Source organism: Streptomyces xinghaiensis S187 (assembly GCF_000220705.2).
GTDB classification, from domain to species: Bacteria; Actinomycetota; Actinomycetes; order Streptomycetales; family Streptomycetaceae; genus Streptomyces; species Streptomyces xinghaiensis.
On record NZ_CP023202.1, the window covers coordinates 3,783,260 to 3,808,433 of the forward strand.

21 protein-coding genes and 3 tRNA genes are annotated in these 25,174 nt (G+C 74.1%); 13 read left to right on the forward strand and 11 right to left on the reverse strand.

Annotation, left to right across the window (positions count from 1 at the left end; genetic code table 11):
• The first annotated feature begins 96 nt into the window (after nucleotides 1-96).
• Nucleotides 97-750 (forward strand): hypothetical protein, encoded by a 654-nt coding sequence (locus tag SXIN_RS16280; RefSeq protein WP_039820239.1) that lies wholly within the window; start codon nucleotides 97-99, stop codon nucleotides 748-750.
• Nucleotides 751-923: 173 nt separating this feature from the next.
• Here the strand turns inward: SXIN_RS16280 and SXIN_RS16285 are convergent, their stop codons facing one another.
• Nucleotides 924-1,646 carry an SLATT domain-containing protein gene (locus SXIN_RS16285; RefSeq protein ID WP_227959077.1) on the reverse strand — a complete coding sequence of 241 codons (723 nt, stop codon included), beginning with the start codon at nucleotides 1,644-1,646 and terminating at the stop codon, nucleotides 924-926.
• A 479-nt stretch (nucleotides 1,647-2,125) separates the two neighbouring features.
• Here SXIN_RS16285 and purD point away from each other — a divergent pair, with 479 nt between their 5' ends.
• From purD to SXIN_RS16305, 4 genes are all read left to right on the forward strand, one after another.
• The gene (purD, locus tag SXIN_RS16290; RefSeq protein WP_095757150.1) at nucleotides 2,126-3,406 is read left to right on the forward strand and encodes a phosphoribosylamine--glycine ligase; all 1,281 of its coding nucleotides are present in this window, start codon (nucleotides 2,126-2,128) and stop codon (nucleotides 3,404-3,406) included.
• A gap of 371 nt (nucleotides 3,407-3,777) precedes the next feature.
• The gene (locus tag SXIN_RS16295) at nucleotides 3,778-5,685 is read left to right on the forward strand and encodes a hypothetical protein (protein WP_095757151.1); all 1,908 of its coding nucleotides are present in this window, start codon (nucleotides 3,778-3,780) and stop codon (nucleotides 5,683-5,685) included.
• Between the two features lie 201 nt (nucleotides 5,686-5,886).
• Nucleotides 5,887-7,383: a N,N-dimethylformamidase beta subunit family domain-containing protein gene (locus SXIN_RS16300; RefSeq protein WP_019707186.1), complete on the forward strand. Its 1,497-nt coding sequence runs from the start codon at nucleotides 5,887-5,889 to the stop codon at nucleotides 7,381-7,383.
• A gap of 171 nt (nucleotides 7,384-7,554) precedes the next feature.
• Entirely contained in the window at nucleotides 7,555-8,508 is a 954-nt protein-coding gene (locus tag SXIN_RS16305; RefSeq protein WP_039820235.1) for a phosphoribosylaminoimidazolesuccinocarboxamide synthase, read from the forward strand.
• Nucleotides 8,509-8,558: 50 nt separating this feature from the next.
• On the opposite strand, the gene SXIN_RS16310 is transcribed toward SXIN_RS16305, so the two are convergent.
• From SXIN_RS16310 to SXIN_RS16345, 8 genes are all read right to left on the reverse strand, one after another.
• Nucleotides 8,559-8,631, reverse strand: a tRNA-Gly gene (locus SXIN_RS16310).
• A gap of 34 nt (nucleotides 8,632-8,665) precedes the next feature.
• Entirely contained in the window at nucleotides 8,666-9,412 is a 747-nt protein-coding gene (locus SXIN_RS16315; protein ID WP_095758064.1) for a response regulator transcription factor, read from the reverse strand.
• The gene (locus tag SXIN_RS32755; RefSeq protein ID WP_272951813.1) at nucleotides 9,409-10,896 is read right to left on the reverse strand and encodes a sensor histidine kinase; all 1,488 of its coding nucleotides are present in this window, start codon (nucleotides 10,894-10,896) and stop codon (nucleotides 9,409-9,411) included. Before SXIN_RS32755 ends, SXIN_RS16315 begins: the two co-directional genes overlap by 4 nt.
• Before the next feature lie 99 nt (nucleotides 10,897-10,995).
• On the reverse strand, nucleotides 10,996-11,772 hold the full coding sequence (locus tag SXIN_RS16325; RefSeq protein ID WP_019707182.1) for an ABC transporter permease: 777 nt from the start codon (nucleotides 11,770-11,772) through the stop codon (nucleotides 10,996-10,998).
• Nucleotides 11,772-12,806: an ABC transporter ATP-binding protein gene (locus tag SXIN_RS16330; protein ID WP_095757152.1), complete on the reverse strand. Its 1,035-nt coding sequence runs from the start codon at nucleotides 12,804-12,806 to the stop codon at nucleotides 11,772-11,774. The genes SXIN_RS16325 and SXIN_RS16330 overlap by 1 nt, the downstream gene beginning before the upstream one ends.
• A 155-nt stretch (nucleotides 12,807-12,961) precedes the next feature.
• Nucleotides 12,962-13,034, reverse strand: a tRNA-Gly gene (locus SXIN_RS16335).
• Nucleotides 13,035-13,120: 86 nt separating this feature from the next.
• Nucleotides 13,121-13,192: transfer RNA gene (locus tag SXIN_RS16340), tRNA-Gly, on the reverse strand.
• Nucleotides 13,193-13,279: 87 nt separating this feature from the next.
• Nucleotides 13,280-13,597: a histone-like nucleoid-structuring protein Lsr2 gene (locus tag SXIN_RS16345; protein WP_039820229.1), complete on the reverse strand. Its 318-nt coding sequence runs from the start codon at nucleotides 13,595-13,597 to the stop codon at nucleotides 13,280-13,282.
• A gap of 402 nt (nucleotides 13,598-13,999) precedes the next feature.
• Here SXIN_RS16345 and purS point away from each other — a divergent pair, with 402 nt between their 5' ends.
• The 8 genes from purS (at nucleotide 14,000) to purM (ending at nucleotide 23,129) form a co-directional block, all read left to right on the forward strand.
• Complete coding sequence (gene purS / locus SXIN_RS16350) at nucleotides 14,000-14,263, forward strand: phosphoribosylformylglycinamidine synthase subunit PurS (RefSeq protein WP_019707179.1); 264 nt, start codon at nucleotides 14,000-14,002, stop codon at nucleotides 14,261-14,263.
• Nucleotides 14,260-14,940: a phosphoribosylformylglycinamidine synthase subunit PurQ gene (gene purQ / locus SXIN_RS16355; protein ID WP_019707178.1), complete on the forward strand. Its 681-nt coding sequence runs from the start codon at nucleotides 14,260-14,262 to the stop codon at nucleotides 14,938-14,940. Before purS ends, purQ begins: the two co-directional genes overlap by 4 nt.
• Nucleotides 14,937-17,186, forward strand: coding sequence for a phosphoribosylformylglycinamidine synthase subunit PurL (gene purL / locus SXIN_RS16360; RefSeq protein ID WP_019707177.1), 2,250 nt, complete (start codon nucleotides 14,937-14,939; stop codon nucleotides 17,184-17,186). The genes purQ and purL overlap by 4 nt, the downstream gene beginning before the upstream one ends.
• A 153-nt stretch (nucleotides 17,187-17,339) precedes the next feature.
• Nucleotides 17,340-17,849 carry an ArsR/SmtB family transcription factor gene (locus tag SXIN_RS16365; protein ID WP_019707176.1) on the forward strand — a complete coding sequence of 170 codons (510 nt, stop codon included), beginning with the start codon at nucleotides 17,340-17,342 and terminating at the stop codon, nucleotides 17,847-17,849.
• A 225-nt stretch (nucleotides 17,850-18,074) separates the two neighbouring features.
• Nucleotides 18,075-18,971, forward strand: coding sequence for a M23 family metallopeptidase (locus SXIN_RS16370; protein ID WP_019707175.1), 897 nt, complete (start codon nucleotides 18,075-18,077; stop codon nucleotides 18,969-18,971).
• A 101-nt stretch (nucleotides 18,972-19,072) separates the two neighbouring features.
• Nucleotides 19,073-19,915: a sterol carrier family protein gene (locus SXIN_RS16375; protein ID WP_019707174.1), complete on the forward strand. Its 843-nt coding sequence runs from the start codon at nucleotides 19,073-19,075 to the stop codon at nucleotides 19,913-19,915.
• Nucleotides 19,916-20,361: 446 nt separating this feature from the next.
• Entirely contained in the window at nucleotides 20,362-21,921 is a 1,560-nt protein-coding gene (gene purF, locus SXIN_RS16380) for an amidophosphoribosyltransferase (protein WP_019707173.1), read from the forward strand.
• Nucleotides 21,922-22,037: 116 nt separating this feature from the next.
• Nucleotides 22,038-23,129, forward strand: coding sequence for a phosphoribosylformylglycinamidine cyclo-ligase (gene purM / locus SXIN_RS16385; protein WP_019707172.1), 1,092 nt, complete (start codon nucleotides 22,038-22,040; stop codon nucleotides 23,127-23,129).
• Between the two features lie 179 nt (nucleotides 23,130-23,308).
• Here the strand turns inward: purM and SXIN_RS16390 are convergent, their stop codons facing one another.
• Together SXIN_RS16390 and SXIN_RS16395 are read right to left on the reverse strand one after the other, a co-directional pair.
• Nucleotides 23,309-23,566, reverse strand: coding sequence for a DUF3073 domain-containing protein (locus SXIN_RS16390; protein WP_019707171.1), 258 nt, complete (start codon nucleotides 23,564-23,566; stop codon nucleotides 23,309-23,311).
• 307 nt (nucleotides 23,567-23,873) lie between these two features.
• A complete protein-coding gene (locus SXIN_RS16395; RefSeq protein WP_019707170.1) occupies nucleotides 23,874-24,989 on the reverse strand; it encodes a Leu/Phe/Val dehydrogenase in 1,116 nt (371 codons plus the stop codon).
• Between the last annotated feature and the right edge of the window lie 185 nt (nucleotides 24,990-25,174).

Genomic DNA, 25,174 nt, shown 5'->3' on the forward strand with positions numbered 1-25,174 from the left:
TCCGCCCGGCTCCACCCCGTGCCGCCGCCCGCGCGGCGGCCCCGCCCATTACGCTGATCCGACCATCGTGCCGACCCGGACAGAGAGCGAGTGCTCGTGGCGTGTGATCTGTGGCTCGTCCCGCTCGTCGATGTGCTGTGCCAGAGCCCCGACAACCCCTTCGCCGAAGAGATCGCGGTCTACGACAAGGCCCTGCGCGAGGCGGGGCTGCCCCCCGTTCCCGTGTTCGGCTACATGCCCGGCCTGAGCGGGGACGTCGCCCCCGTCGCCGGCTTCGACTACGACGCGCTGCACTTCCTGCGCCGCGCCTATCTGCTCCAGGTCTGCGGGCTGCCGGTCACCCCGGTGGACGAACTCGGCGGCGACTACGAACAGTTGCTGGAGATGTTCGAGACCACCGCGCAGCAGTCGCACCTGGTCTGGCACTACGACCACGCCGGCGCCTACGTCCCGGTCGACTTCACCCAGCCGCTGTCGAACGAGGAACTCCTCGGCGGCGGCGGCCCGCTGGGCTCCGCCCACGGCCTGCTCCGCGAACTGGAGGCGGTCGCCCCGGCGATCGGCATCGACCCGGTCAACCCGCCGATGGCGCCCGCGCCGCCGGGCCGCCCCACCAGCCTGGAGGAGCCCGCGGTCACCGTCCCGTACGAGGACAGCAGCCCGTACGCCCGCGAACGGCATGTGTGGCTGGGCCTGAACGCGGCGGCGACCCGGAGCCTCAGCCAGGGGTCGATGATCGTCTTCAGCTGACCGGTCACCCGGAACCGGGACACCCGGGCCCCGCGCCCGCCCGGCCCGTACCGCAGCCCGGCGGTACGGGCCGCGGCCGTCCCTGCGGGGCGGGGGCGGGCCGCCGCCTCCGGGCCACCGCCCCCCTTCCGAGCCGCCGCCCTTCCGAGCCGCCGCCCTTCCGAGCCGCCCCGCTACCGCGGCGGCTCGGGCGGCCGCTGCCGGGGCATGTTGGGCCGGGTGCCCGGCGGCAGCTGGAAGCGGGTGACCGTACGGCCCTCCTGCCGACCCCAGGGCACCAGCGACTGGGTGAGCAGCGGTGCCGAACCGGACCGGAACTCCACCATCCAGTCCGCCGTCTCGAACCGCACGAGCTCGGACACGTCCTCCGAGAAGCGCCGCAGCACCGACAGGCAGCGCTCGGCGGCCTCGCTCGCCGTGCCCTCCGTCGGGCCGAGCACCTCGCGGACGCTCTCCGAGGCCCAGTCGAACTGCAGCGCCTCCAGCCGGCGCTGCACGGCCTGCGCTGTGGCGACGTTCCGCATCCAGCCGGACGTCAGTCCGAAGTAGCGGTCGCAGACCACGCAGGCGGCGGCGCCGACCAGCGCGGCACAGCCCCAGGCCGCGCCGTGGCCGACCGCGCCGGTCAGCTCCAGCAGCGGCAGCGAGAAGCCGGCCGTGGCCAGCAGGGCGCTGCCGGTCCGCAGCAGCCTGGCGCCGCGGCGCTTCCAGCCGCGGTCGGCGAGATACCACTCGGAGGTGCGCAGCGCACGCTCCTCCACCCAGCGGTACAGCTCGTCGAGCCGTTCCGCGGGCTCTCCCCAGTCACCGAGCGGAAGAGGACGGCCGAGCAGATCGCCCTGCCGCCCACCGTCCTTCGGGGGAGGCCCCTCGGGCTGCATTTCCGGCTGGCTCACCCGTGTGCTCCCTCTGTGGTCGCTCTGTGGTCGGCGGTGCTGCCCGCAAGGATGCCGTCGTTCCGCGTCCGATGGGACACGGGGGACGGGCGGGAACCGCGTGACGGCTGCTGCGCGCCACCCTTCATACCGCCGAATGGTGGGGCTCACCTGCGATACGGCTCGATTTACCCACAGATGAGGCCTGTGATCAGGTATAGAGCCCGATTCGATCACCCGAAAGGGTGGTGGCCGCCGGAAGACGGGATACGCCCCGCGCGCCACCGCGATGCTGGCCGCGGGCGCGGTGCGTGTGCCGCGTGGGGCCCGAAGGGCTCCGGATCCCCTCAACTCGCCTGCGCGGCACGGCTCGTGGCCGCCCCGGAGACCGCCCGGCGGGCCGGGACGGGCGCGCGTACCGCCGCGGATCCGGACGGCCCGGGCGCGCGGCCGTGAGACGGCCCGGCGGGCCCGCACCGGCGGCGGCTACCCTGAGCCGCGTGAAGGTCCTCGTCATCGGCGGCGGCGCCCGCGAACACGCCCTGTGCCGCTCTCTCTCCCTCGATCCCGACGTCACCGCGCTCCACTGCGCCCCCGGCAACGCCGGTATCGCGGCCCTCGCCGAGCTGCACGCGGTCGACGCCCTCGACGGCGCGGCCGTGGCGGATCTCGCCGCGGACCTCGGCGCCGGCCTGGTCGTCGTCGGCCCCGAGGCGCCCCTGGTCGCCGGGGTCGCCGACGCGGTGCGCGCCCGGGGCATCCCCGTCTTCGGCCCGTCCGCGGAGGCGGCGCGGCTGGAGGGCTCCAAGGCGTTCGCCAAGGACGTCATGGCCGCCGCCGGCGTGCCCACCGCCCGCAGCCACGTCTGCACCACCCCGGAGGAGGTCGACGACGCGCTGGACGCCTTCGGCGCCCCCTACGTCGTCAAGGACGACGGCCTCGCCGCCGGCAAGGGCGTCGTCGTCACCCACGACCTGGAGACCGCCCGCGCGCACGCGCTGAGCTGCGACCGGGTCGTCATCGAGGAATTCCTGGACGGCCCCGAGGTCTCCCTCTTCGCGGTCACCGACGGACGGACGGTCGTCCCCCTCCAGCCCGCCCAGGACTTCAAGCGGGCCCTGGACGGCGACGAGGGCCCCAACACCGGTGGCATGGGCGCCTATTCGCCGCTGCCGTGGGCCGACCCCAAGCTGGTCGACGAGGTGCTGGACACCGTCCTCCAGCCCACCGTGGACGAACTCCGCCGCCGCGGCACGCCGTTCTCCGGACTGCTCTACGCCGGGCTGGCGATCACCTCGCGCGGCGTGCGCGTCATCGAGTTCAACGCCCGCTTCGGCGACCCGGAGACGCAGGTCGTCCTGGCCCGGCTGCGCACCCCGCTCGCCGGGCTGCTGCTGGCGGCCGCCACCGGCGACCTCGCCGACTTCCCGCCGCTCGCCTGGGGCGGCGGCGCGGCCGTCACGGTCGTCGTCGCCTCCCACAACTACCCCGGCACACCCCGCACCGGCGACCCGATCACGGGCCTGGACGCGGTGGCCGCCGAGGACGAGCACGCGTACGTGCTCCACGCGGGCACCCGGCGCGACGCGTCCGGGCAGGTGCTCAGCGCGGGCGGGCGCGTCCTGTCCGTGACGGCCACCGGGCCGGACCTGGCCGCGGCGCGCGACCGGGCCTACCGCGCGGTGTCGCGGATCCGCCTCGACGGCTCGCACCACCGTACGGACATCGCGGCCGGGGCGGCGGCGGAGGCCGCGGAGGCCGCAGGAGCGGCGCAGAGCTGACACACCCGTCCACCCGCCGGAGCCCCGGGCCCCTGGCCCCTTCGCCGCGCCGCGCGCGGCCGGAGGAGCCCGGGGCCCTCGCGGTGTCGCGCAAGTGTCCCGGAAACCAAGCCCGGGGGAATGAGCTCTGACCAAAGCCATTCCATCGAGTGACCGCCCGGAGGTACTGCTGACGTACACCCGCCCGGCCGCTTAGGGTGCCCGCTGACGGCCCCGTACCGGTTCCCGACCGGACGGGAGCCCGTTGCGGCAACCGGACCACCGGCGTTGCGGTCGCCGTGCCCGGTGCCACAGTGGGGGTGGGGAACAGTCGGCAGACCAGCAGGGAGTGAGTTTCGTTGGCGTCCGAACCGGCCGGTGCGGAGCCCGGAATGCGGGTGGCGCGCACCCGGGCCCTGGCGGTCCTCCACGTCCGCGGTACGGCGGTGGCCGCCGTGCTGCTCCCGGCCGCCGTCGCGATCGTGCTGTTCGCCGCCGCGGCCTCCGGCCTGGCCACCGGCGCGGGCTGGGACACGGCCCGCTGGGCGGTCACCGCGCTGGCCCTGGCCGTGCTGCTCCCAGCGGTGGTCACCGCGGCCGTCGTGGCGCGGGCCCGGCCCGCGGTCAGCCCGACCGTGGCGATCCGGGAGGAGACCGCCCCCGATCTCTACCGGCTCGTCCGCGAACTCGCCGACCGGCTCGGTGTCCCCGCGCCGTCGGCCATAGCGACCACCCCCGACTGCGACAGCTGGCTGGAGGACCGGGCGCATCTCGCGCGCCGGGCGCCCCTCCGCGGCCTCCGTGCCCTCCTCGGCCGGCCCGGCCGCCGCGGTCTCCGCCGGGGCGGGGATCCGGGGAGCCCGGCGGTACCGCCGGGGGACCGGCGCTTCCGGCGCCCCGCTCCCGAGCCGCCGGAGCTGGTCATCGGCTCGCCGTTCCTGTGGTGGATGCGGGTGGCCGAGCTGCGGGCGCTGCTCGCCCCCGTGGTCGCCGGGACGGGCCCCTCGGCGCAGCCCGACATAGCGGCCGCCCGGCGCTTCGTCCGCGGTCTGGACGCTGCCGTGGCCGTCGCCGCCCGCCACCGGGCGCTCGCCGTCACCGGCTGGGCGGCCCGGACCCTGCTGCGCGCCTGCCGCGCCCACGCGGCGGAGATGGAGCGCGGGGTCGCCGCCGCCGCGTCGGCCCGCGCCCAGGCGGTCGACTACGGCCTGCGGATCGTCGCCCAGGAGCAGGTCGGCCTCGCCTACGCGGGCTGGGACCGGCTGCTGACCCGGGTGGCGCTCCCGGCCTGGCGGATGGGCCGCTGGCCGTCCCGGCTCGACGCCGGGGTGGTCTCCGCGCTGACCGAGCTGTCCCGGCGGGACCGGCTCGCCGAGGGCTTCGCCTCCCGGCTGGGCGAGCGCCCGGCCTGCGATCTGCTGGAGGAGCCCGGGCTCGTCGACGAGGCGGCGTCGCTGCTGGCGGCCCGGCTGTTCCACGGCGGCCCGGCGGAGCGCGGGCCCGGCTGGGCGCCGGTCGACTGGGAGACGTATCCGGAGGAGATCGTGGACCGCAAGTGGCGGCTGGACGCCGCCCGCCTCCAGCGGGTCCTCGACGAACTCCCGCCCGCCGACGGCCCCGGGATCCCCCGGGGACCGGCCGGGCCGGAGGCCGCGGTGACGGCCGGGGCGGCGCCCGCGGCGGCCGGGGCCGCGCCCGCGGTGACGCCCGCGGCGGCGTCGGGGCAGACGGCGGGGGCGGTGCCCGGGGCGGCGCCCCTGGAGGCGGCCGCGGTGACACCCGCGGAGGCCGCCGGACCGCCCTTCGGCGGCCCCACCCTCGCCCGCGTGCTGGACCGGCTCACCGGCGGACGGGTGGCGGACGACGGCGGGCCGGGCGAGCGGCTGGCCGCGCGTCTCGACGCGGAACTCCACCGAGAGGAGCGGGAACGGGACCGGCCCGGCGCAGCCGGCGGCGCGTCGGCGGACGGCGGTCCGGCGCTCTCCGCGGAGGGCCCGGGGGGAGCGGAGCCCCGCGGAGCGGACGCGGTACCGCTCTTCCCGCTCCAGGTCCCGCGCTCCGGCAAGGAACTGCTGGTCGACCATGTGACGGCCATGGTCTGCTGCGCGGCGGTGGACACCGCCGGCGCGGCACCGGGTCTTGACTGGCTCGACGGCCCCGTGCTGTTGTTCGGCGACAACCGGGGGGCCGACCTCGGAGGCCCGGTGCTGCGCCTCGTCGAAGAGGGGGACGACACCGAGCTGCGGAGCTGGCTGAACGAGGCGGGGGTGCGCCCGGACAAGCCCGTGCGCCTCGTCTGACGGGCCGGTGGTACGGCGCCGGTAAACGACCGCACGGAAATCGAACACGGCAATTCACGACGACCGGTGACGCAATGCGCGCGGAATGTGATGTGCTGTCACGTATGGCCGTGTCTCCCGCCGCGCCGGGGAATGTCGTGCACAACGGGCGCGGCGGCGGAGCACGGTCCGGAGAACGCGGTGCGGGGAGGGGAACGTTCGATGGGTACCGATCACATCCGGCGCTGGGAGTCGGGGGCCCTCGCGCACGCGGTCACGGACCCGTTCGGCCAGGGCCCGCTGCCCTGGCTCCGCGGCAGCGAGAACTACTTCGACGACACGGGCCGCATCGTCCCCTGGTACGTCGACCCGGCCGTCGCCCTCGACGAGCCGCCCGGCATCCCCCGGCCCCGCCGCGGCTCCGGCAGTTCCTCCCCGCGCACGGCCGACGACGTCCACCAGCAGATCAAAGGATTCGTCTCCACCGGCGCGGTCGCCCCGGGCGAGGCCCTGGACTTCCACATCGCGGTCAACCCGCCCCAGCAGTTCGGCGTGGACATCTACCGCATCGGCCACTACGCCGGTGACGGCGCGGCGAAGATCACCACCAGTCCGCGGCTCTCCGGGATCGCCCAGCCCGCGCCGCTCACCGCCGACCGCACGGTCTCCTGCCACCACTGGTGGCTCTCCTGGCGGCTGCACGTCCCCTCCTACTGGAGCACCGGCGCCTACGTCGCCGTCCTCACCACCGCCGACGGCTACCGCAGCCACGTCCCGTTCACCGTCCGCGACGACCACCCCGCGGACCTGCTGCTGGTGCTGCCCGAGGTCACCTGGCAGGCGTACAACCTCTTCCCGGAGGACGGCCGCACCGGCGCCAGCCTCTACCACGCCTGGGACGAGCAGGGCCGGCTGCTGGGCGAGGAGGACGCGGCGGTCACCATCTCCTTCGACCGCCCCTACGCCGGCGCCGGGCTGCCCCTGCACGTCGGCCACGCCTACGACTTCATCCGCTGGGCCGAGCGCTACGGCTACGACCTGGCCTACGCCGACACCCGCGACCTGCACGCCGGCCGCGTCGACCCCAGCCGCTACCGGGGCCTGGTCTTCCCCGGCCACGACGAGTACTGGACCGTCCCCATGCGCCGCGCCGCCGAGCGCGCCCGGGACGGCGGCACCTCCCTCGTCTTCCTCTCCGCCAACACCATGTACTGGCAGGTGGAGCTCTCCCCGTCGGCCTCCGGCGTCCCCGACCGCCTGCTGACCTGCCGCAAGCGCCAGGGACCGGGCCGTTCCGCCCTCTGGCGCGAACAGGGCGCCCCGGAGCAGCAGTTGCTCGGCATCCAGTACCTCGGCCACGTCCCCGAACCCCATCCGCTGATCGTGCGGAACGCCGGGCACTGGCTGTGGGAGGCCACCGGGGCCGGCGAGGGCGACGAACTGCCCGGGCTCGTCGCGGGCGAGGCCGACCGCTACTTCCCCCGCACCGCCCTGCCCGAGCACACCCACCGCAAGCTCCTGGCCCACTCCCCGTACGAGGACCGGGCGGGCGCCCTCCGCCACCAGGAGACCTCGATCTACCGCGCCCCCAGTGGCGCCCTGGTCTTCGCCTCCGGCACCTTCGCCTGGTCCCCGGCGCTCGACCGGCCCGGTCACACGGACCCGCGCGTCCAGCGGGCCACGGCCAACCTCCTCGACCGCATCTGCAAACGGGACTGAGGCGGGGGCCGGGCACGGGCCGGGTACGGCCGAGTGCGCCGGGCAGGCGGAGAGGGACGGCCGGAGCGGCCCCGGACGGGCTTCCCGTCCGCAGGAGCACCCTGGACGGGCCGCGCCGACGCCTATGCGGAAGAATCGGAAGCTGTCCAGGACCGACCGATGGAGGGCAGTGTGTCCGGATTCGTAGGGAAACCCGAGCCGGTGCAGGTACCCGGCCTGGTACATCTGCACACCGGCAAGGTGCGCGATCTGTACCGGAACGAGGCCGGTGACCTGGTGATGGTGGCCAGTGACCGCATCTCGGCCTATGACTGGGTGCTGCCCACCGAGATCCCCGGCAAGGGCCGCGTCCTCACCCAGCTCTCCCTGTGGTGGTTCGACCTCCTCGCCGACCTCGTCCCGAACCACGTGCTGAGCACCGAACTCCCCGAGGGCGCCCCCGCCGACTGGGAGGGCCGCACCACGATCTGCCGCTCGCTGCGGATGGTCCCGGTCGAGTGCGTCGCCCGCGGCTATCTGACCGGCTCCGGCCTCGCCGAGTACGAGCGCGACCGCACGGTCTGCGGGCTCGCCCTCCCCGAGGGCCTCACCGACGGCTCCGAGCTGCCCGCGCCGATCTTCACCCCGGCGACCAAGGCCGCCGTCGGCGACCACGACGAGAACGTCAGCTACGAGGAGGCCGCCCGCCGGGTCGGCGCCGACACCGCCGCCCGGCTGCGGCAGACCACCCTCGCCGTCTACAGCCGGGCCCGGGAGGTGGCCCGCGAGCGCGGCATCATCCTCGCCGACACCAAGTTCGAGTTCGGCTTCGTGGAGACGGGCGGCGGGAGCGGGGCCGCCGGCGAGGGCGGCAACGAGCTCGTCGGTGACCGGGACCTGCTGCTCGCGGACGAGGTCCTCACCCCCGACTCCTCCCGCTTCTGGCCCGCGGACCAGTGGGAGCCCGGACGCGCCCAGCCGTCCTTCGACAAGCAGTTCGTCCGGGACTGGCTGACCTCCCCCGCCTCCGGCTGGGACCGGCACGGTGAGCAGCCGCCGCCGGAACTCCCCGCCGAGATCGTCGAGCGCACGGCGGCGAAGTACATCGAGGCGTACGAGCGGCTGACCGGCACGGCCTGGTCGTAAACCGAACGCCGGAGGGCCCCGGTCGTGATGACCGGGGCCCTCGGGGAACGAGCGGACGACGAGATTCGAACTCGCGACCCTCACCTTGGCAAGGTGATGCTCTACCAACTGAGCCACGTCCGCCTGCGCCGCACGTCGCCGTGTGGTGCGCCTCCCACTATAGCCAACCCCGCTCCCGTGCGATGCGCACCGCCGTGTGACGGTTCTCGGCGGAGAGCTTCGCGGCGGCGGCCGAGAGATAGTTGCGCACCGTCCCGGGGGAGAGCCCGGCCCGCCGCGCGATCTCGGCGACGGGCGCCCCGTCGGCCGCCAGCTCCAGCAGCTGCGCCTCGCGGGCGGTCAGGGGCGAGTCACCGGCGCTGATCGCGTCGGCCGCCAACTCCGGGTCCACATAGCGCTGTCCGGCGTGCACCGTGCGGATGATCTCGGCCAGCCGCCGGGCGGAGACCGTTTTGGGCAGGAACCCGCGCACCCCGGCGGCGAGAGCCCGCTTGAGATGGCCGGGACGGCCGTAACTGGTGACGATCATGCTCCGGCAGGACGGCAGCTCGCTGCGGAGCGATGTGGCGACCGCCACACCGTCGATCCCCGGCATCAGCAGATCCAGCACCGCCACGTCCGGACGGTGCGCCCGGGCCATGGCGAGGGCCTCCGGCCCGGTGGCCGCCTCGGCGACGATCAGCAGATCCTCCTCCAGGGAGAGCAGGGCGGCCAGGGCGCCCCGGATCAGATGCTCGTCATCGGCGAGCAGCACCCGCACCGGCGCCCCGGCGGACGCCGTGTCCGCGGGCCCGGAGTCCGGTGCCCCCGAGTTCGCGGCCCCGGCGTCCGCGGCCCCGGCGTCCGCGGATCCCGCCTCCGGCTCCGCGCCACCGGTGCCTTCCGGGAATCGGGCCCCGGTCATCGCGTCCCCTCCGTTCCCCGTCCGTCCCACCGCGGCCGCCACCGGCCGGCCCGGAGCCGGAACGGCCACGTCCGGCCGGGCCCGGTGCCCGCGGGGGTCCGGCCGGAGGATTCCCCGTCCATGCTCCTCGTCGCCTCCGCGTCCGCGCCGGCGCCCGCCCCGGCCGCGGCGCCGGTCTCCGGGCCTCCGGGGGCGGTCACGCCGTCCGGCACCTCCGCCGTCAGGCGGAAGCCGCACCCGGCCAGCGGGCCGGCCGTGACCGTACCGCCCGCCTCCGCCAGCCGCTGCCGCAGTCCGGCGAGACCCGAGCCCGCACCACCGTTCGCGCCCGCCGAGGTGTCCGGGTGGCCGCCGTCCGGTCGCGGCGGGCCCCCGGGGCCGCCGTCCGGCACGCCGTCGTTCTCCATCACCAGGACGGTCGTCCGCCCGCCGTCCGGAGCCCTCCCCGGCCGTACCCGGATCGCGCAGGACCGGGCCTCCGCGTGGCGCAGCACATTGGTGGTGCCCTCCCGGACCACCCAGCCCAGCGCCGAGCGGGCCGCCGGCGACAGCCCGCCGGGATGCCGGTCGTCGATCCGGCAGTCGATGCCGGCCGAGCGCAGCACGGCGCCCGCGCCGACCAGTTCCGTGTGCAGATCGGCCTCCCGGTAGCCGCGGACGACCTCCCGGACCTCCCGCTGCGACTCCTGCGCGATCCGCTGGACCTCCACCATCTGGTCCACGGCGGCCGCCGAACCGCGCCGCGTCAGCTGGGCGGCCAGCTCGCTCTTGAGGGCGATCACGGCCAGGTTCCGTCCCATCACGTCGTGCATGTCCCGGGCGAACCGCAGCCGTTCCTCGGCGACGGCCAGCCGGGCCTGCACCGTCCGGGACTCCTCCAGCTCGTACATCACGGCCAGCATCCACACCGAGCAGCGCACCGTGAAGACCGACCAGGCGCAGGAGAAGACCAGCCCCAGGGCGGTACCGGCGAGCAGCGGCCGGTCCACCCCGGCGACCGCGAACCCGGCGAGCACCGCGGCCAGCCAGCCCGCCTCCACCAGGACGACGGTGCGCAGCGGCGCCAGCAGCGCGTACGGAGCGAGGAACGGGATCACGGTCAGGGACGCCAGCAGCACCGGCAGGCCCTCGTCGCCCAGGGCCTCGCCGGCCGCCAGGACGGCCACCGGCACCAGCGCCGCGGTCATCAGCGCGGCCCCCGCCACCGTCTCCCGGCGGGGCACCGCGCTCCGGCCCCGGTACTGGTCGATCCCGCGCCGCAGCAGCCGCACAGCGGACACCGCCTGCGCCGGCGCGAGCAGGGCGAGCAGGACGGCCGCCCCGTTCTCCACCGCGCCGCCGAGGCCCTTGGAAGCGGTGGCCGCCAGCATGAAGAGCATGTACGGCGGGATCAGCCAGATCATGACGTACAGCGAGCCGCGCGTGTAGAGGTCGACCTGCGCGATCCTGCTGCGCTTCCCCCAACGGCCTCGCGGCCCGAACACCCGCCCGAACACCCTGCCGGTCCCTTCGTCGTTCCGCAGCCGCCCCGGGCCGTCCCCGCGAGCAGTCCCCCGCCCGTCCCGCCCCCGCGCCGCGAGCGCTCAGCGCCGCGGCTCCCAGCGGAACCACCGTCGCACGGCGTACCCCGCTAGGGCCGTCCAGGCCACCGCGAGGAGCAGCGCCCGGACCGTCCCGCCGCCCGCCGCGGTCTCACCGAGCCAGCCGGTCCGCACCAGCTCCACGACCGGCGTGAACGGCAGCACGCCCAGCGCGTCCGCCAGCCGGTCCGGCATCAGCTCCAGGGGCACCACCAGCCCGGAGCCCAGGAACGACACCATCATCAGCGGCAGCACCGTGACCTGAGCGCTCTCCACGGTACGGGTCACCATCGCCGTCGCCGCGGCCAGCACGGACAGCAGGACGACGCCCAGGGCCAGCCCGGCCACCAGCAGTTCCGGCCGCCGGGGCGCCGTGAGATCGAGCAGCGCGGTACCCGCGACGACGAGCAGGGCGCACTGGGCGAGCGCCAGACCGGCGGTGGGCAGCGCGGTCCCGGCCAGGATCTCCGGGTCCGTCGGCTCCCCCGTCCGCAGCCGCTTGAGCACCAGCTCCTCCCGGCGGGCGACGTAGGCCGCGACCAGATTGGTGTACACGACGAGGATCAGGACGGCGCCGATGCCACCGGTCATCGTCACCCCGCCCGCGCTGAGCCCGGTCCCGCCCAGATCCGCCTCGGCGACCGAGGTGCTGATCAGCCAGACCATGCCGACCGGCATCAGCAGCGCCGTGAAGAGCGCCGTCCGGTTCCGCAGGAGGAGGGTGAACTCGGCCCGCCCCAGGGCCGTCATCCGCGCCGCCGTCGCGCTCACCGAGGCCATCACCGCTCCACTCCCGTCCCCGTCGTCTCCTTCGTACCGGCCCGGCCGCGCACCGCTCCCGAGGCCGCTTCCGCCGCGGCGCCCGCCGGCGCGTCCGGTGGCGCGTCCGCCGGCGCGTCCGAGCGCGCGATGGCGAGGAACGCCTCCTCCAGCGAGGCCGAGCGCGCGTCCAGCCCGTCGAGGGCCAGCCCCCTCTCCCCGGCCCAGCGCAGCAGCACCCCCAGCGACTCCTGCAGCCCGTCGGTCCGGATCTCCACCCACCGGTCGTCCCCGACGGCGGCGCGCAGCGACAGCGGCAGCTCGCCCGGCGCCACCCCGGCCGGCAGCAGGAACCGGATCCGGGACGGCCGCGAGGCCGTCACCTCGGCCGGGGTCCCGGAGACGACGATCCGGCCCTGCCGCATGATGGCGAGCCGGTCCGCCAGGGACTCGGCCTCCTCCAGATAGTGCGTGGTGAGCAGGACGGTGGTGCCGGCGTCGCGCAGCCCGCGCACCAGCCGCCAGGTCTCGCGCCGCCCCTCGGCGTCGAGCCCGGTGGTGGGCTCGTCCAGGAACAGCACCTCGGGCCGGCCGAGCAGGGCCATCGCCAGATCGAGCCGCCGCCGCTCACCGCCCGAGAGCTGCTTGACCCGCACCCGGGCCCGTCCCGCCAGCCCGGTCATCTCCAGGGCCTCGCCGGGGGGCCGGGCGCCGGTGGTGCAGCCGGCCCACATCCGGGCCGTCTCCGCCACCGTCAGATCGGAGGGGAAGCCGCCTTCCTGGAGCATCACGCCGATCCGGGGCCGGACGGCGGGCCGCTCCCGGTACGGATCGCGGCCCAGCACACGGACCCGTCCGCCGGTGGGGGCGGCCAGTCCTTCCAGCAGCTCCACGGTGGAGGTCTTGCCCGCCCCGTTCGTGCCGAGCAGGGCGAAGAGCTCGCCCCGCGCCACGGAGAAGGTGAGTCCCCGTACGGCGTCGAATCCGCCCCGTCCGGCGGGCCCGTAACGCCGCCGCAGGTCCGTGACGTCGATCACTCTTGCGTCGCTGTCCATGCTTCCGAGTCTCCCGGCGGTGCCGGAGCGCGGTAAGTGCGTCGTGTCACCGCCGCGCATGACAAATGCCATGAAGGGCGGGCCCGCGGAGACCAGGGGGACCGGGAGACGGAACGACGAAGGCCCCGGTCACGATGACCGGGGCCTTCAACCCGAGCGGACGACGAGATTCGAACTCGCGACCCTCACCTTGGCAAGGTGATGCTCTACCAACTGAGCCACGTCCGCATGCCTCCGAGAAGCTTTCACCTCTCGGCGCGAGCACTACTCTACCTGATCCATTCGACCAGTCGACTGGTCCGGTGAGTAATGAGAGCGGGTGACAGGGATCGCACACTGCGCCTCCCTCTTGGAAAGAGGGCGCTCTACTACTGAGCTACACCCGCGTGACTCCTCGGGACCTGGCCTTCCGGCCTCGCCCCTCGGCGTGCTCCAGACTTTAGCCGATCAACGGGGGTGGAGCGCAAGTCGGTTCAGCTCGCGGCCTCGAAGGCCTCGTAGACCTTCTTCGGGATGCGCCCGCGGGGCGGGACGTCCATGCCGTGGGAGCGGGCCCAGGCGCGGACGGTGGCCGGATCCGGGGCGACCGCGGTGCGGCGGTACGTCCGGCCGGACCGGGACCGCTTGCGGCCGGCCTCGACGTAGGGCTCCAGAACTCCCCGCAGCTTCTTCGCATTCGAAGTGCTGAGGTCGATCTCGTACGTCTTGCCGTCGAGACCGAACATGACCGTTTCCGCCGCTTCCCCGCCGTCGATGTCGTCGGAGAGTGTGACCACTACGCGCTGAGCCACGGATATCGGTCCTTTCTGCCGGCGTCACCACCATGACAGGCGGTGATGGTGTACGCCGTGGTGATCGGGGACAGGGCTAATTCATTTGTACAGGCATGGGCATTGCATGGTGAAACCCTGTGAATTCCCATGCGGGCGTCACAGGGCAATCAAGACCGTACGTTTTCTCTGCCGGTTTTTCCACAACAGTTACGGCGCCCGATACGCGAATGTGACCGCCGGGGCGATATCTACCCGCGTAGATTTCCCGGCCGGGTAGGCTGGGGTACACCTAGCCGGGGGTCCGGGGAGTCAGCTCCCCGCAGGACTTCGGGGCTCCGGGGCCGTACCCCGGATCACTTTGGGCCCGATGGCGCGCCTCCGGAATGACACAGCCGCACCACCACACCACCGGGAGTGCCAGTGGCACGCGTCGTAGTCGACGTCATGCTCAAGCCGGAGATCCTCGATCCGCAGGGCCAGGCGGTGCAGCGTGCACTGCCCCGCCTCGGCTTCGCCGGAATCTCCGACGTACGCCAGGGAAAGCGCTTCGAACTCGAACTGGACGGACCGGCCGACGACGCCGCGCTCGCCCGGGTCCGGGAGATGGCCGAGACCTTTCTCGCGAACACCGTCATCGAGGACTTCACCGTCCGGGTCGAGGAAACCGTGAAGGCGGAATCGTGACCGCTCGTATCGGAGTCATCACTTTTCCCGGCAGCCTCGACGACGGGGACACCCGGCGCGCGATCCGGCTGGCGGGCGCCGAACCCGTCACGCTCTGGCACCGCGACAAGGAGCTGAAGCAGGTCGACGCCGTCGTCCTGCCCGGCGGCTTCTCCTACGGCGACTACCTCCGCGCGGGCGCCATCTCCCGTTTCTCGCCGGTCATGGAGACCCTGATCGACGAGGCCCGGGGCGGCCTCCCGGTGCTCGGCATCTGCAACGGCTTCCAGGTGCTCGCCGAGACGCATCTGCTGCCCGGCGCCATGCTGCGCAACAACCACCTCCACTTCATCTGCCGGGAGCAGAAGCTCCGGGTGGAGAACGCGGAGACCTCCTGGACCACCGACTTCACCGCCGGCCAGGAGATCCACATCCCGCTCAAGAACGTGGACGGCCGCTATGTCGCCGACGAGCGCACCCTCGACATGCTGGAGGCGGAGGGCCGCGTCGTCTTCCGCTACCGCGATCTGAACCCCAACGGTTCGCTGCGCGACATCGCCGGCATCACCAACGAGGCCGGCAACGTCGTCGGCCTCATGCCGCACCCGGAGCACGCCGTCGACCCCCTGGTCGGCACCGGTGGCACGGACGGCCTCGGATTCTTCACCTCGATCCTGAAGAAGCTGGTCAGCGCATGAGCCTCGACACCACCAAGCACGCCGCGGACACCCCCGAGACCGAGCAGCCCTGGGCCGAGCTCGGCCTCAAGCAGGACGAGTACGAGCGCATCCGGGAGATCCTCGGCCGCCGCCCGACCGGTGCCGAGCTCGCGATGTACTCCGTCATGTGGTCGGAGCACTGCTCGTACAAGTCGAGCAAGGTGCACCTCAAGCAGTTCGGCGAGAAGGCCCCGGAGAACGACGCCATGCTCGTCGGCATCGGCGAGAACGCCGGCGTCGTGGACGTCGGCCAGGGCTACGCCGTCACCTTCAAGGTCGAGTCGCACAACCACCCCTCGTACGTCGAGCCCTACCAGGGCGCGGCCACCGGCGTCGGCGGCATCGTCCGCGACATCCTCGCCATGGGCGCCCGCCCGGTCGCCGTCATGGACCCGCTGCGCTTCGGCGCCGCGGACCACGAGGACACCAAGCGGGTGCTGCCCGGCGTCGTCTCCGGCATCGGCGGCTACGGCAACTGCCTGGGCCTGCCCAACATCGGCGGCGAGGTCGTCTTCGACCCCTGCTACCAGGGCAACCCGCTGGTCAACGCGCTGTGCGTGGGCGTGATGAAGCACGAGGACATCCACCTCGCCAAGGCGTCCGGCCCCGGCAACAAGGTGATCCTCTACGGCGCCCGCACCGGCGGCGACGGCATCGGCGGCGTCTCCGTGCTCGCCTCGGAGACCTTCGAGTCCACCGGCCCCGCCAAGCGCCCGGCCGTCCAGGTCGGCGACCCGTTCCAGGAGAAGCTCCTCATCGAGTGCACCCTGGAGATCTTCGCCGAGGACCTCGTCGCCGGCATCCAGGACCTCGGCGGCGCCGGTCTCTCCTGCGCCACCAGCGAGCTGGCGAGCGCCGGCTCCGGCGGTATGCGCGTCGAGCTGGACACCGTGCCGCTGCGCGACGCCAGCCTCTCGCCCGAGGAGATCCTCATGAGCGAGTCGCAGGAGCGGATGTGCGCGATCGTCGAGCCGGACAAGGTCGCCCGTTTCCTGGAGATCTGCGAGAAGTGGGACGTCATCGCCACCGTCATCGGTGAGGTCACCGACGGCGACCGGCTGGAGATCTACTGGCACGGCGAGCAGATCGTCGACGTGCCGCCGCGCACCGTCGCCCACGAGGGCCCCGTCTACCACCGGCCGTACGCCCGTCCGGACTGGCAGGACGCCCTCCAGGCCGACGACGCCGGCCGGCTGCCCCGCCCGGCGGACGCCGCGGAGCTGCGCGAGCAGGTGCTCCGGCTGGTGGCCTCGCCGAACCAGGCGTCCAAGAGCTGGGTCACGGACCAGTACGACCGCTTCGTCCAGGGCAACACGGTCCTCGCCCAGCCCGAGGACTCCGGCATGGTCCGCGTCGACGAGGAGACCAACCTCGGCGTCGCGGTCGCCACGGACGGCAACGGCCGCTACGCCAAGCTCGACCCGTACACCGGCGCCCAGCTGGCCCTGGCCGAGTCGTACCGCAACGTCGCCGCCTCCGGCGCCAAGCCGCTCGCCGTCACCGACTGCCTCAACTTCGGCTCGCCGGAGGACCCGGCGGTCATGTGGCAGTTCGCGGAGGCCTGCCGCGGGCTGGCCGACGCCTGCCTGGAGCTGGGCACGCCCGTCACCGGCGGCAACGTCTCGCTGTACAACCAGACCGGTGAGACGGCCATCCACCCGACCCCGGTGGTCGGGGTGCTGGGCGTCATCGACGACGTCACCCGCCGCACCCCCATGGCCTTCGCCGAGGAGGGCCAGCTCGTCTACCTCCTCGGGGAGACCCGCGAGGAGCTGGGCGGCTCGGCCTGGTCCCAGGTGGTCCACGGGCACCTGGGCGGGCTCCCGCCGAAGGTGGACCTGGCGCGCGAGAAGCTGCTCGCCGAGATCCTGATCGCGGGCTCCCGCGACGGCATGATCGACGCGGCGCACGACCTCTCCGACGGCGGTCTGGTCCAGGCGGTCACGGAGTCCTGCCTGAGGGGCGGCAAGGGCGTCCGGCTGGTCGTCCCGGAGGGTCAGGACCCGTTCGTGTTCCTCTTCTCCGAGTCGGCGGGCCGCGCGATCGTCGCGGTGCCGCGGAGCGAGGAGCTCCGCTTCACCGACATGTGCGGCGCGCGGGGCCTGCCGGCCACCCGCGTCGGCGTGATCGACGGTGACGCGGTGGAGGTGCAGGGCCAGTTCTCCCTCCCGCTGGCCGAGCTGCGCGAGGCGCACGAGGCGACGATCCCGGCGCTGCTGGCCTGACCCGGCCCGCGCTCCGGGACCGCTTGCGCGGTCGCCCCGGCCGCCCGGCCGCCCGGGTTGTCACGGCCCCGTCCACTCCGGTGGGCGGGGCCGTCGCGCTGTCCGGGGGTCGGGCTCTTGTCGAGGATTACGTAATTACGTAAAGTGGCTCCCGTGGAACTGGAAGAGCGGGTCACCGCGCTGGAGCGGCGGCTGGCCGAACTGGAGGAGACGGGGAGCCGGAAGGACCGGCCCGCCATCACGGAACGCCCGGACTTCTGGGCGCTGGACGGGCTCAAAGCCCGGCTGCCGGAGTCCGGGGCGGAGAGCGGTGGCGTGCTGTTCACCGGATCCGTCCGGCTGCCCACCGGTGAGCAGTACGAGTGGCAGTACGGGCTGCCCACGGACCAGCTGCTGGCGGAGTCCTGGGAGGACGCCGCCGAGGCGTTCGCCGCGCTGGGACGCCCCGTGCGGCTGCGGCTGCTCCGGGAGATCCTCGGCGGCCGCCGCACGGCTGCGGAGCTCACCGAGCTGGCGGAGGTCGGCACGACCGGGCAGGTCTACCACCATCTGCGGCAGCTGACCGCCGCCGGTTGGCTGCGGTCGTCGGGCCGTGCGGGATACGAGGTCCCGGCCGGCCGGGTGGTCCCGCTGCTCGTCGCGCTCGCCGCGGCCGGGCACTGACCACGGCCCGGTCCGGCCCCGCGCCGGCCACCCCCGTCCCGGCCGTGTGCCGGCCGCGCGAACCGGCTCACCCGCGCGGTCCGGTCCGCCCGGGCGCCGGGCACGCGGGGAGGCCGCCCGCACCGGCATCCGGGCCGGTGCCGCTGTCCGTACGGGCGCCGTCCGTACGGGACCGCTGTCCGCACGACACGTAAACGAACCGACACACCACAGGGGGAACCGGCGATGTCCTTGATCCACGCGCTCAAGCGGGCGCGGCCGTACTACTACGGTCTGCTGGCGCTCCTCATCGTGCTCGACCTGGTGTGGCTCGACGCCGTCCGCGGCGTCCCCCTGTGGGTCATCGGGCTGGTCGTGGCGTTCGGCCTCGCGGCCGAGTTCCTTCCCGCCCGCTCGCAGCGACGGCCCCGGGCCGAGCGGCGGGAGAACCCGGGGGAACCGCCGGCCGCCGAGGTGGAGCCGCCGGTCTCCGGGCGGTGGCGGGCGCTCAACAGCCCGGCGGACAAGGTGCCCAGCCACGGCACCCGCGTCTACGGGCAGTCCCACGCGATCGACCTCGTGCGGGAGGCGGAGCCGGGGGAGCGGGCCCGGCCGGGGTTCGGCTGGTGGCCCGTCGTCCGCCGGAACCAGGACTTCCCCGCCTTCGGGGAGCCGGTACTGGCCGTCGCCGACGGCACGGTGGTCCGGGTCCGGGACGGGCGCCGCGACCATCTCAGCCGCACCTCCTGGCCCGCTCTGCTGTACTTCTTCGCCGAGGCCATGGTCCGCGGCTGCGGCACCCCGGCCGCCGTCGTCGGCAACCACGTGGTGCTCGACCTGGGGGACGGCACCTACGCGCTCTACGCCCATCTGCGCCGCCGGTCGGCGGCCGTCCGCGAGGGGGACCGGGTGAGCGCCGGGCAGCGGCTGGCCGGCACCGGCAACAGCGGCAACTCGACCGAGCCGCATCTGCACTTCCAGCTGATGGACCGCCCCGACCCCCTGGAGGCCCGGGGCATCCCGTTCCACTGGCGCGGCACAGGCGTGCCGGCGAACAGCGAGGTCTTCACGGTTCCGGCACCGGGGGGCGGCGGGGCCGGCGGGGGCGACGCGGCGAAGGGCGCGTCCGAGGCGGGCCGGTAAGGCGTGGCGGAGAGGGGTGTGACGGAGAGGGGCGTGACGGTTGGTCCGGATCCGAACGGCCTCCGGGCAGCGCCCCCGCGCCGGGCCCTAGGCTCGCCCGTATGACCTCGCGAGCGCGCAAGCCACGCCCCCGCAGCTACGACCCCGCCCGGACCCGCGCGGCGCTGGACGCCGAGGTACGGGCCGTACGGGAGGCCGTCCGCGTCCTCTGCGCGGCTCCGGACGCCCCCGAACTGCTGGAGGCCCCGTCCGGGCTGGCGGGCTGGACGGTCCGGGACCTGGTGGTGCACATCGCCGTCTGCCTGGACTTCCTCCCGCGCCGGCTGGCCGAGGAGCCGGGACCGGCCAAGCCGGACCTGGACCTCCAGGGGTACCTCGCCCGGTTCGGGTCGGAGGGGAAGGACCTGGCCGCCGGGGTCGCGGAGACGGCGGTGCGGGAGGCCGCCGCCCTGCCCCGCACCGGCGCGGCCGTACTGGACCGGTTCGACACCGCGGCGGCCCGGCTGGCCGGGACGCTCGCGGAGACGGACGCCCGCAGCACGGTCCGCACCCTCTTCGGGGTGATGACCGTCGACGACTTCCTGGTCACCCGGCTGCTGGAGGCGGTGGTGCACGGCGACGACCTGACGGCCGCCACCGGTACGGCCGTCTCCCACGACCGGCAGGCGCTGGCCGCGGTGGTCCGGCTCACCGCCGACGCGCTCGCCGCGAAGGCGCCGGGCGGGTCCGTCGAGGTGCGCGTTCCGCCGTTCGCGGTCGTGCAGTGCGTCGAGGGACCCCGGCACACCCGGGGCACCCCGCCCAACGTCGTCGAGACCAACCCGCTGACCTGGATCCGGCTGGCCACCGGCCGCAGGCCCTGGGCCGAGGCGCTGGACGCGGCCGAGGTCTCCGCGAGCGGCGAGCGCGCGGATCTCTCCCGGTTGCTCCCCGTCCTGGGCTGAGAGCGGGCCACGCCGCGGCTCCGTGCCCGGGCCCCGCACCCTCCGGCCGGGTCTCCCCGCCGTGCCGGGGCCCGGGACCCACCGCCGTCCGGTGGCACCCCGGCGACGGCACGCGGTGCCTCCCCCGGCACGGACGCGGGCTCCGGCGGACCGTGACCTTCGACACCGCTCCCGGCCGCGGTGAACCGGGCCGCGGGGACCGCCGGCGGGCGGGGCCGAGCGGTCCCCGTCCGGCCGCGCCGAGCCCGTCCGCACCCGGCCCGGGCGCCCGTACACCCCTCCCACCAGGGGCTCCGCCGGTGTGCCGGACTCCGCGGGCTCCCGCCCCGGAGCCGTGGGGAACGGCGGTCCGGCCGAGTCCGCTCCGCCGCCGTCCGGTCCGGGAAAGCCCTTGCGCCACAATCCCCGGTTCGGACGAACCCGCAACCTGTCCTAGACTCGGTGACGTGCCACGTGGTGACGGACGACTCAGCCACGATCTCCTTCCCGGGGAGAAAGGCCCCCAGGACGCCTGCGGCGTCTTCGGTGTCTGGGCCCCGGGAGAAGAGGTCGCCAAACTCACCTATTTCGGGCTGTACGCGCTGCAGCACCGTGGACAGGAGTCCGCGGGCATCGCTGTGAGCAACGGCTCCCAGATCCTCGTCTTCAAGGACATGGGCCTGGTCTCCCAGGTCTTCGACGAGACCTCGCTCGGCTCCCTCCGGGGCCACATCGCCGTGGGCCACGCCCGCTACTCCACCACCGGTGCCTCGGTGTGGGAGAACGCGCAGCCGACGTTCCGTGCCACCGCGCACGGCTCCATCGCGCTCGGCCACAACGGCAATCTCGTCAACAGCCACGAGCTGGCCGCGATGGTCGCCGAGCTGCCCCGGGAGAACGGCCGCGCCTCCCAGGTCGCCGCCACCAACGACACCGACCTCGTCACCGCGCTGCTGGCCGGCCAGGTCGACGAGGACGGCAAGCCGCTGACCGTCGAGCAGGCGGCGCCGATCGTGCTGCCCAAGGTCCAGGGCGCCTTCTCCCTCGTCTTCATGGACGAGCACACCCTCTACGCGGCCCGTGACCCGCAGGGCGTGCGCCCCCTGGTCCTCGGCCGGCTGGAACGCGGCTGGGTCGTGGCGAGCGAGACCGCCGCCCTCGACATCTGCGGCGCGAGCTTCATCCGCGAGATCGAGCCCGGCGAGATGATCGCCGTCGACGAGAACGGGCTGCGCTCCTCCCGCTTCACCGAGGCGCGTCCCCGCGGCTGCGTCTTCGAGTACGTCTACCTCGCGCGCCCCGACACCGACATCGCCGGCCGCAACGTCTACCTCTCCCGGGTGGAGATGGGCCGCAGGCTGGCCGCCGAGGCCCCCGCCGAGGCGGACCTGGTGATACCCACGCCCGAGTCCGGCACCCCGGCCGCCGTGGGCTACGCCGAGGCCAGCGGCATCCCGTACGGTTCGGGGCTGGTCAAGAACAGCTATGTGGGCCGGACCTTCATCCAGCCGAGCCAGACCATCCGCCAGCTCGGCATCCGGCTCAAGCTCAACCCGCTCAAGGAAGTCATCCGCGGCAAGCGGCTGGTGGTCGTCGACGACTCGATCGTCCGCGGCAACACCCAGCGCGCCCTGGTCCGGATGCTCCGCGAGGCGGGCGCCGCCGAGATCCACGTCCGGATCTCCTCCCCGCCGATCAAGTGGCCGTGTTTCTTCGGCATCGACTTCGCCACCCGGGCCGAGCTGATCGCCAATGGGCTGTCCGTCGAGGAGATCGGCAAGTCCCTGGGCGCCGACTCGCTCGCGTACATCTCGATCGACTCGATGGTCGAGGCGACGACGATCCCGAAGAACGAGCTCTGCCGGGCCTGCTTCGACGGCGAGTACCCGATGGACCTGCCGGACCCGGAGCTGCTGGGCAAGCACCTGCTGGAGTCCGAGACGGCGGAGCCGGACCGCACCGACGCGGACGGCCTGGTCTCGCCGACCGCCGGAGTCGGCGGCGCGGACGCCCTGCGCCGCCCGTAGCCCTGCCGTTCCGCCGCCCCGCCCGCACCGGGGGCGCTGTCCACCGAGCCCCGAGCCCGAGTCCCGGCCCGGGCCACCGAGCCCCGAGCCACCGAGCGACGAAAGACTGAGGCGTCATGTCCGAGAGCACCGCTGCCGGCCGTCCGACGGCGTCCTACAAGACGGCGGGCGTCGACATCGAGGCGGGCGACCGCGCGGTCGAGCTGATGAAGCAGTGGGTGAAGAAGGCCACCCGTCCCGAGGTCGTGGGCGGTCTCGGCGGCTTCGCCGGGCTCTTCGACGCCTCCGTCCTCAAGCGCTACGAGCGCCCGCTGCTGGCGTCCGCCACGGACGGCGTCGGCACCAAGGTCGACATCGCCCGCCGCATGGGCGTGTACGACACGATCGGCCGCGACCTGGTCGGCATGGTCGTGGACGACCTGGTGGTGTGCGGTGCCGAGCCGCTGTTCATGACCGACTACATCGCCGTCGGCAAGGTCCGCCCGGAGCGGGTGGCGGCCATCGTCAAGGGCATCGCCGAGGGCTGCGTGCTGGCGGGCTGCGCGCTCGTCGGCGGGGAGACCGCGGAGCACCCGGGCCTGCTGGAGCCGGACGACTTCGACGTCGCCGGGGCCGGCACGGGCGTGGTCGAGGCCGACCGCCTGCTGGGCGCCGAGCGGATCCGCGCGGGGGACGCGGTGATCGCCATGGCCTCCTCCGGTCTGCACTCGAACGGGTACTCGCTCGTCCGCCATGTGCTCCTCGACGGGGCGGGCTACGCGCTGGACCGCGAGATCCCCGAGTTCGGCCGGACCCTCGGCGAGGAACTGCTGGAGCCCACCCGGATCTACTCGCTGGACTGCCTGGCGCTCACCCGCACCACCGAGGTGCACGCCTTCTCGCACATCACCGGGGGCGGCCTGGCCAACAACCTCGCCCGGGTGATCCCGGACGGCCTGCACGCCACCGTGGACCGCGCCACCTGGGCCCCGGCCCCGGTCTTCGGCCTGGTCGGCTCGGCCGGATCGGTCGAGGGCACCGAGCTGGAGAAGACGCTCAACATGGGCGTCGGCATGATCGCGGTGGTGGCGCCGGAGGGAGCCGACGCCGCCCTGGCCACGCTGGCCGACCGTGGTGTGGACGCCTGGATCTGCGGTGAGATCACCGACCGCGGGGAGAGCGGCGAGCGCGCCGAGGCGGTGGCCCTGACCGGCGACTACGCCGTGTGACGGGCGGTACCCGGTATGCACGGTCGCCCCGGAACGGCGCACCACCTCGCGGCACCGGTCGTCATGACGGCCGGTGCGGCGGGACGGGCGACGCCGGAGGACAGCACAGAACCCGGTCCGTGGGCGGGCCCTCGGACCGGGTCTGTTGTGTGCGTACCGGGGACGCGGACGCCGCCGCGTCAGGCGCGGCGGCGTGAGGAGTGGTCGGAGGCTTGCGCCTCCTCGTCCTCGTCCTCGTCGTCGTTGTACAGCTCCGCGTACTGTGCGTACGGGTCGTCGTCCGGCTCATCGTCCGCGAAGCGCTCGCCGTTCGGCGGCTGTTTCGTCGTCGATGCGCCCAGCTCGTCGGCCAGCCGTGAGAGGTCAGTCCCACCGCTGTTGTACTTCAGCTGGCGGGCGACCTTCGTCTGCTTGGCCTTGGCCCGGCCGCGCCCCATGGCTCGACCCCCTCGATTGCGGGGCTCGACGGCCCCAGAGTCTTGACACGCGTTCATGATCCGGAGCGGACTCTCCGTGAAGAGGCCGTCCCGTAGGACTTCAACGGTACCTGCTTCCGCCGCCATACGGTACGTCGCCCGCAGGACGCGCCCCTCGGCGGGGTCCGCGAGGAGGATCGTCCTCGCTGGTCAGCCCCGATTTTACCGAGTCTTCCGGATCGACCCGCCGACGGGTGGTGAGTCTTCTCTCGTCGCCTCCCGTCACCTCCCGTCGGCGGGTCACCGGCGTGCGGCCGGGTGAGCGCCGTCAGGCGGTGCGGGCCTCCGCCATGCGCTGCTCGGCGATCCGGTCGGCGGCGACGGCGGGCGGGACGCCGTCGGTCCTGGCGCGGTCGAAGATGGCCAGCGTCGTGTCGAAGATCTGCGCCGCCTTGGCCTTCGCCCGGTCGAATTCAAAACCGAGCAGCTCGTCGGCGACCTGGATCACGCCACCGGCGTTGACGACGTAGTCGGGCGCGTACAGGATGCCGCGGTCGGCGAGGTCCTTCTCGACACCGGGGTGGGCGAGCTGGTTGTTGGCCGCGCCGCAGACGATGCGCGCGGTCAGCGCGGGCACCGTGTCGTCGTTCAGGGCACCGCCGAGGGCACAGGGGGCGTAGACGTCCAGGTCGGCGCGGATCAGGGACTCCGTGTCGGGCACGGCCACCACCCGCGGGTGCCGGGCGCGCACCCGCTCCACGCTCTCCGGCCGCACATCGGTGACCACGACCCGGGCACCGTCCTCCACCAGGTGGTCCACCAGGTGGTGGCCGACCTTGCCGACCCCGGCCACGCCGACGGTCCGGCCGCGCAGGGTGGGCTCGCCCCACAGCGCCTGGGCGCTGGCCCGCATGCCCTGGAAGACGCCGAAGGCGGTGAGGACGGAGGAGTCGCCGGCGCCGCCGTTCTCCGGGGAGCGGCCGGTGGTCCACCGGCACTCGCGGGCAACGACGTCCATGTCGGCGACATAGGTGCCGACGTCACAGGCCGTGACGTAACGGCCGTCCAGGGAGGCGACGAAGCGGCCGTACGCGCGGAGCAGCGCCTCGCTCTTCAGCCCGCCCTCGGAGACCGGGGCGGGGCTGCCGATGATCACGGCCTTGCCGCCGCCGTGCGGCAGCCCGGCGAGGGCGTTCTTGTAGGACATGCCGCGTGCGAGGTTCAGGGCGTCGAGCACGGCCTCCTCGTCGGAGGCGTAGGCATGGAAGCGGGTGCCGCCGAGGGCCGGGCCCAGGGCGGTCGAGTGCAGGGCGATGACGGCCTTGAGGCCGCTCTCGCGGTCCTGGCAGAGCAGGACCCGCTCGTGGCCGCCCTGCTCGGAGCGGAAGAGGGTGGAGATGGCGCCGAGGTCGCCGGCGGCGGTGGGGTGGGACGCGTCGGTCACGGTGGTGACTCCCGGAGTCGCGAAGGGTGCCCTCCTGTGGGTGGGGAGGGCCGGTGAGGCACAGAGTAGAACCTCAACCGGCTCCGATCACCAGTGCCGTGGCGGAGGACCGGGGCGGGGACCGGAGCGGGCCGCCCGGGCCGCCGCGACGGTGCGCCGGTCGTGCGCCGGTGACGCGCCGGTGA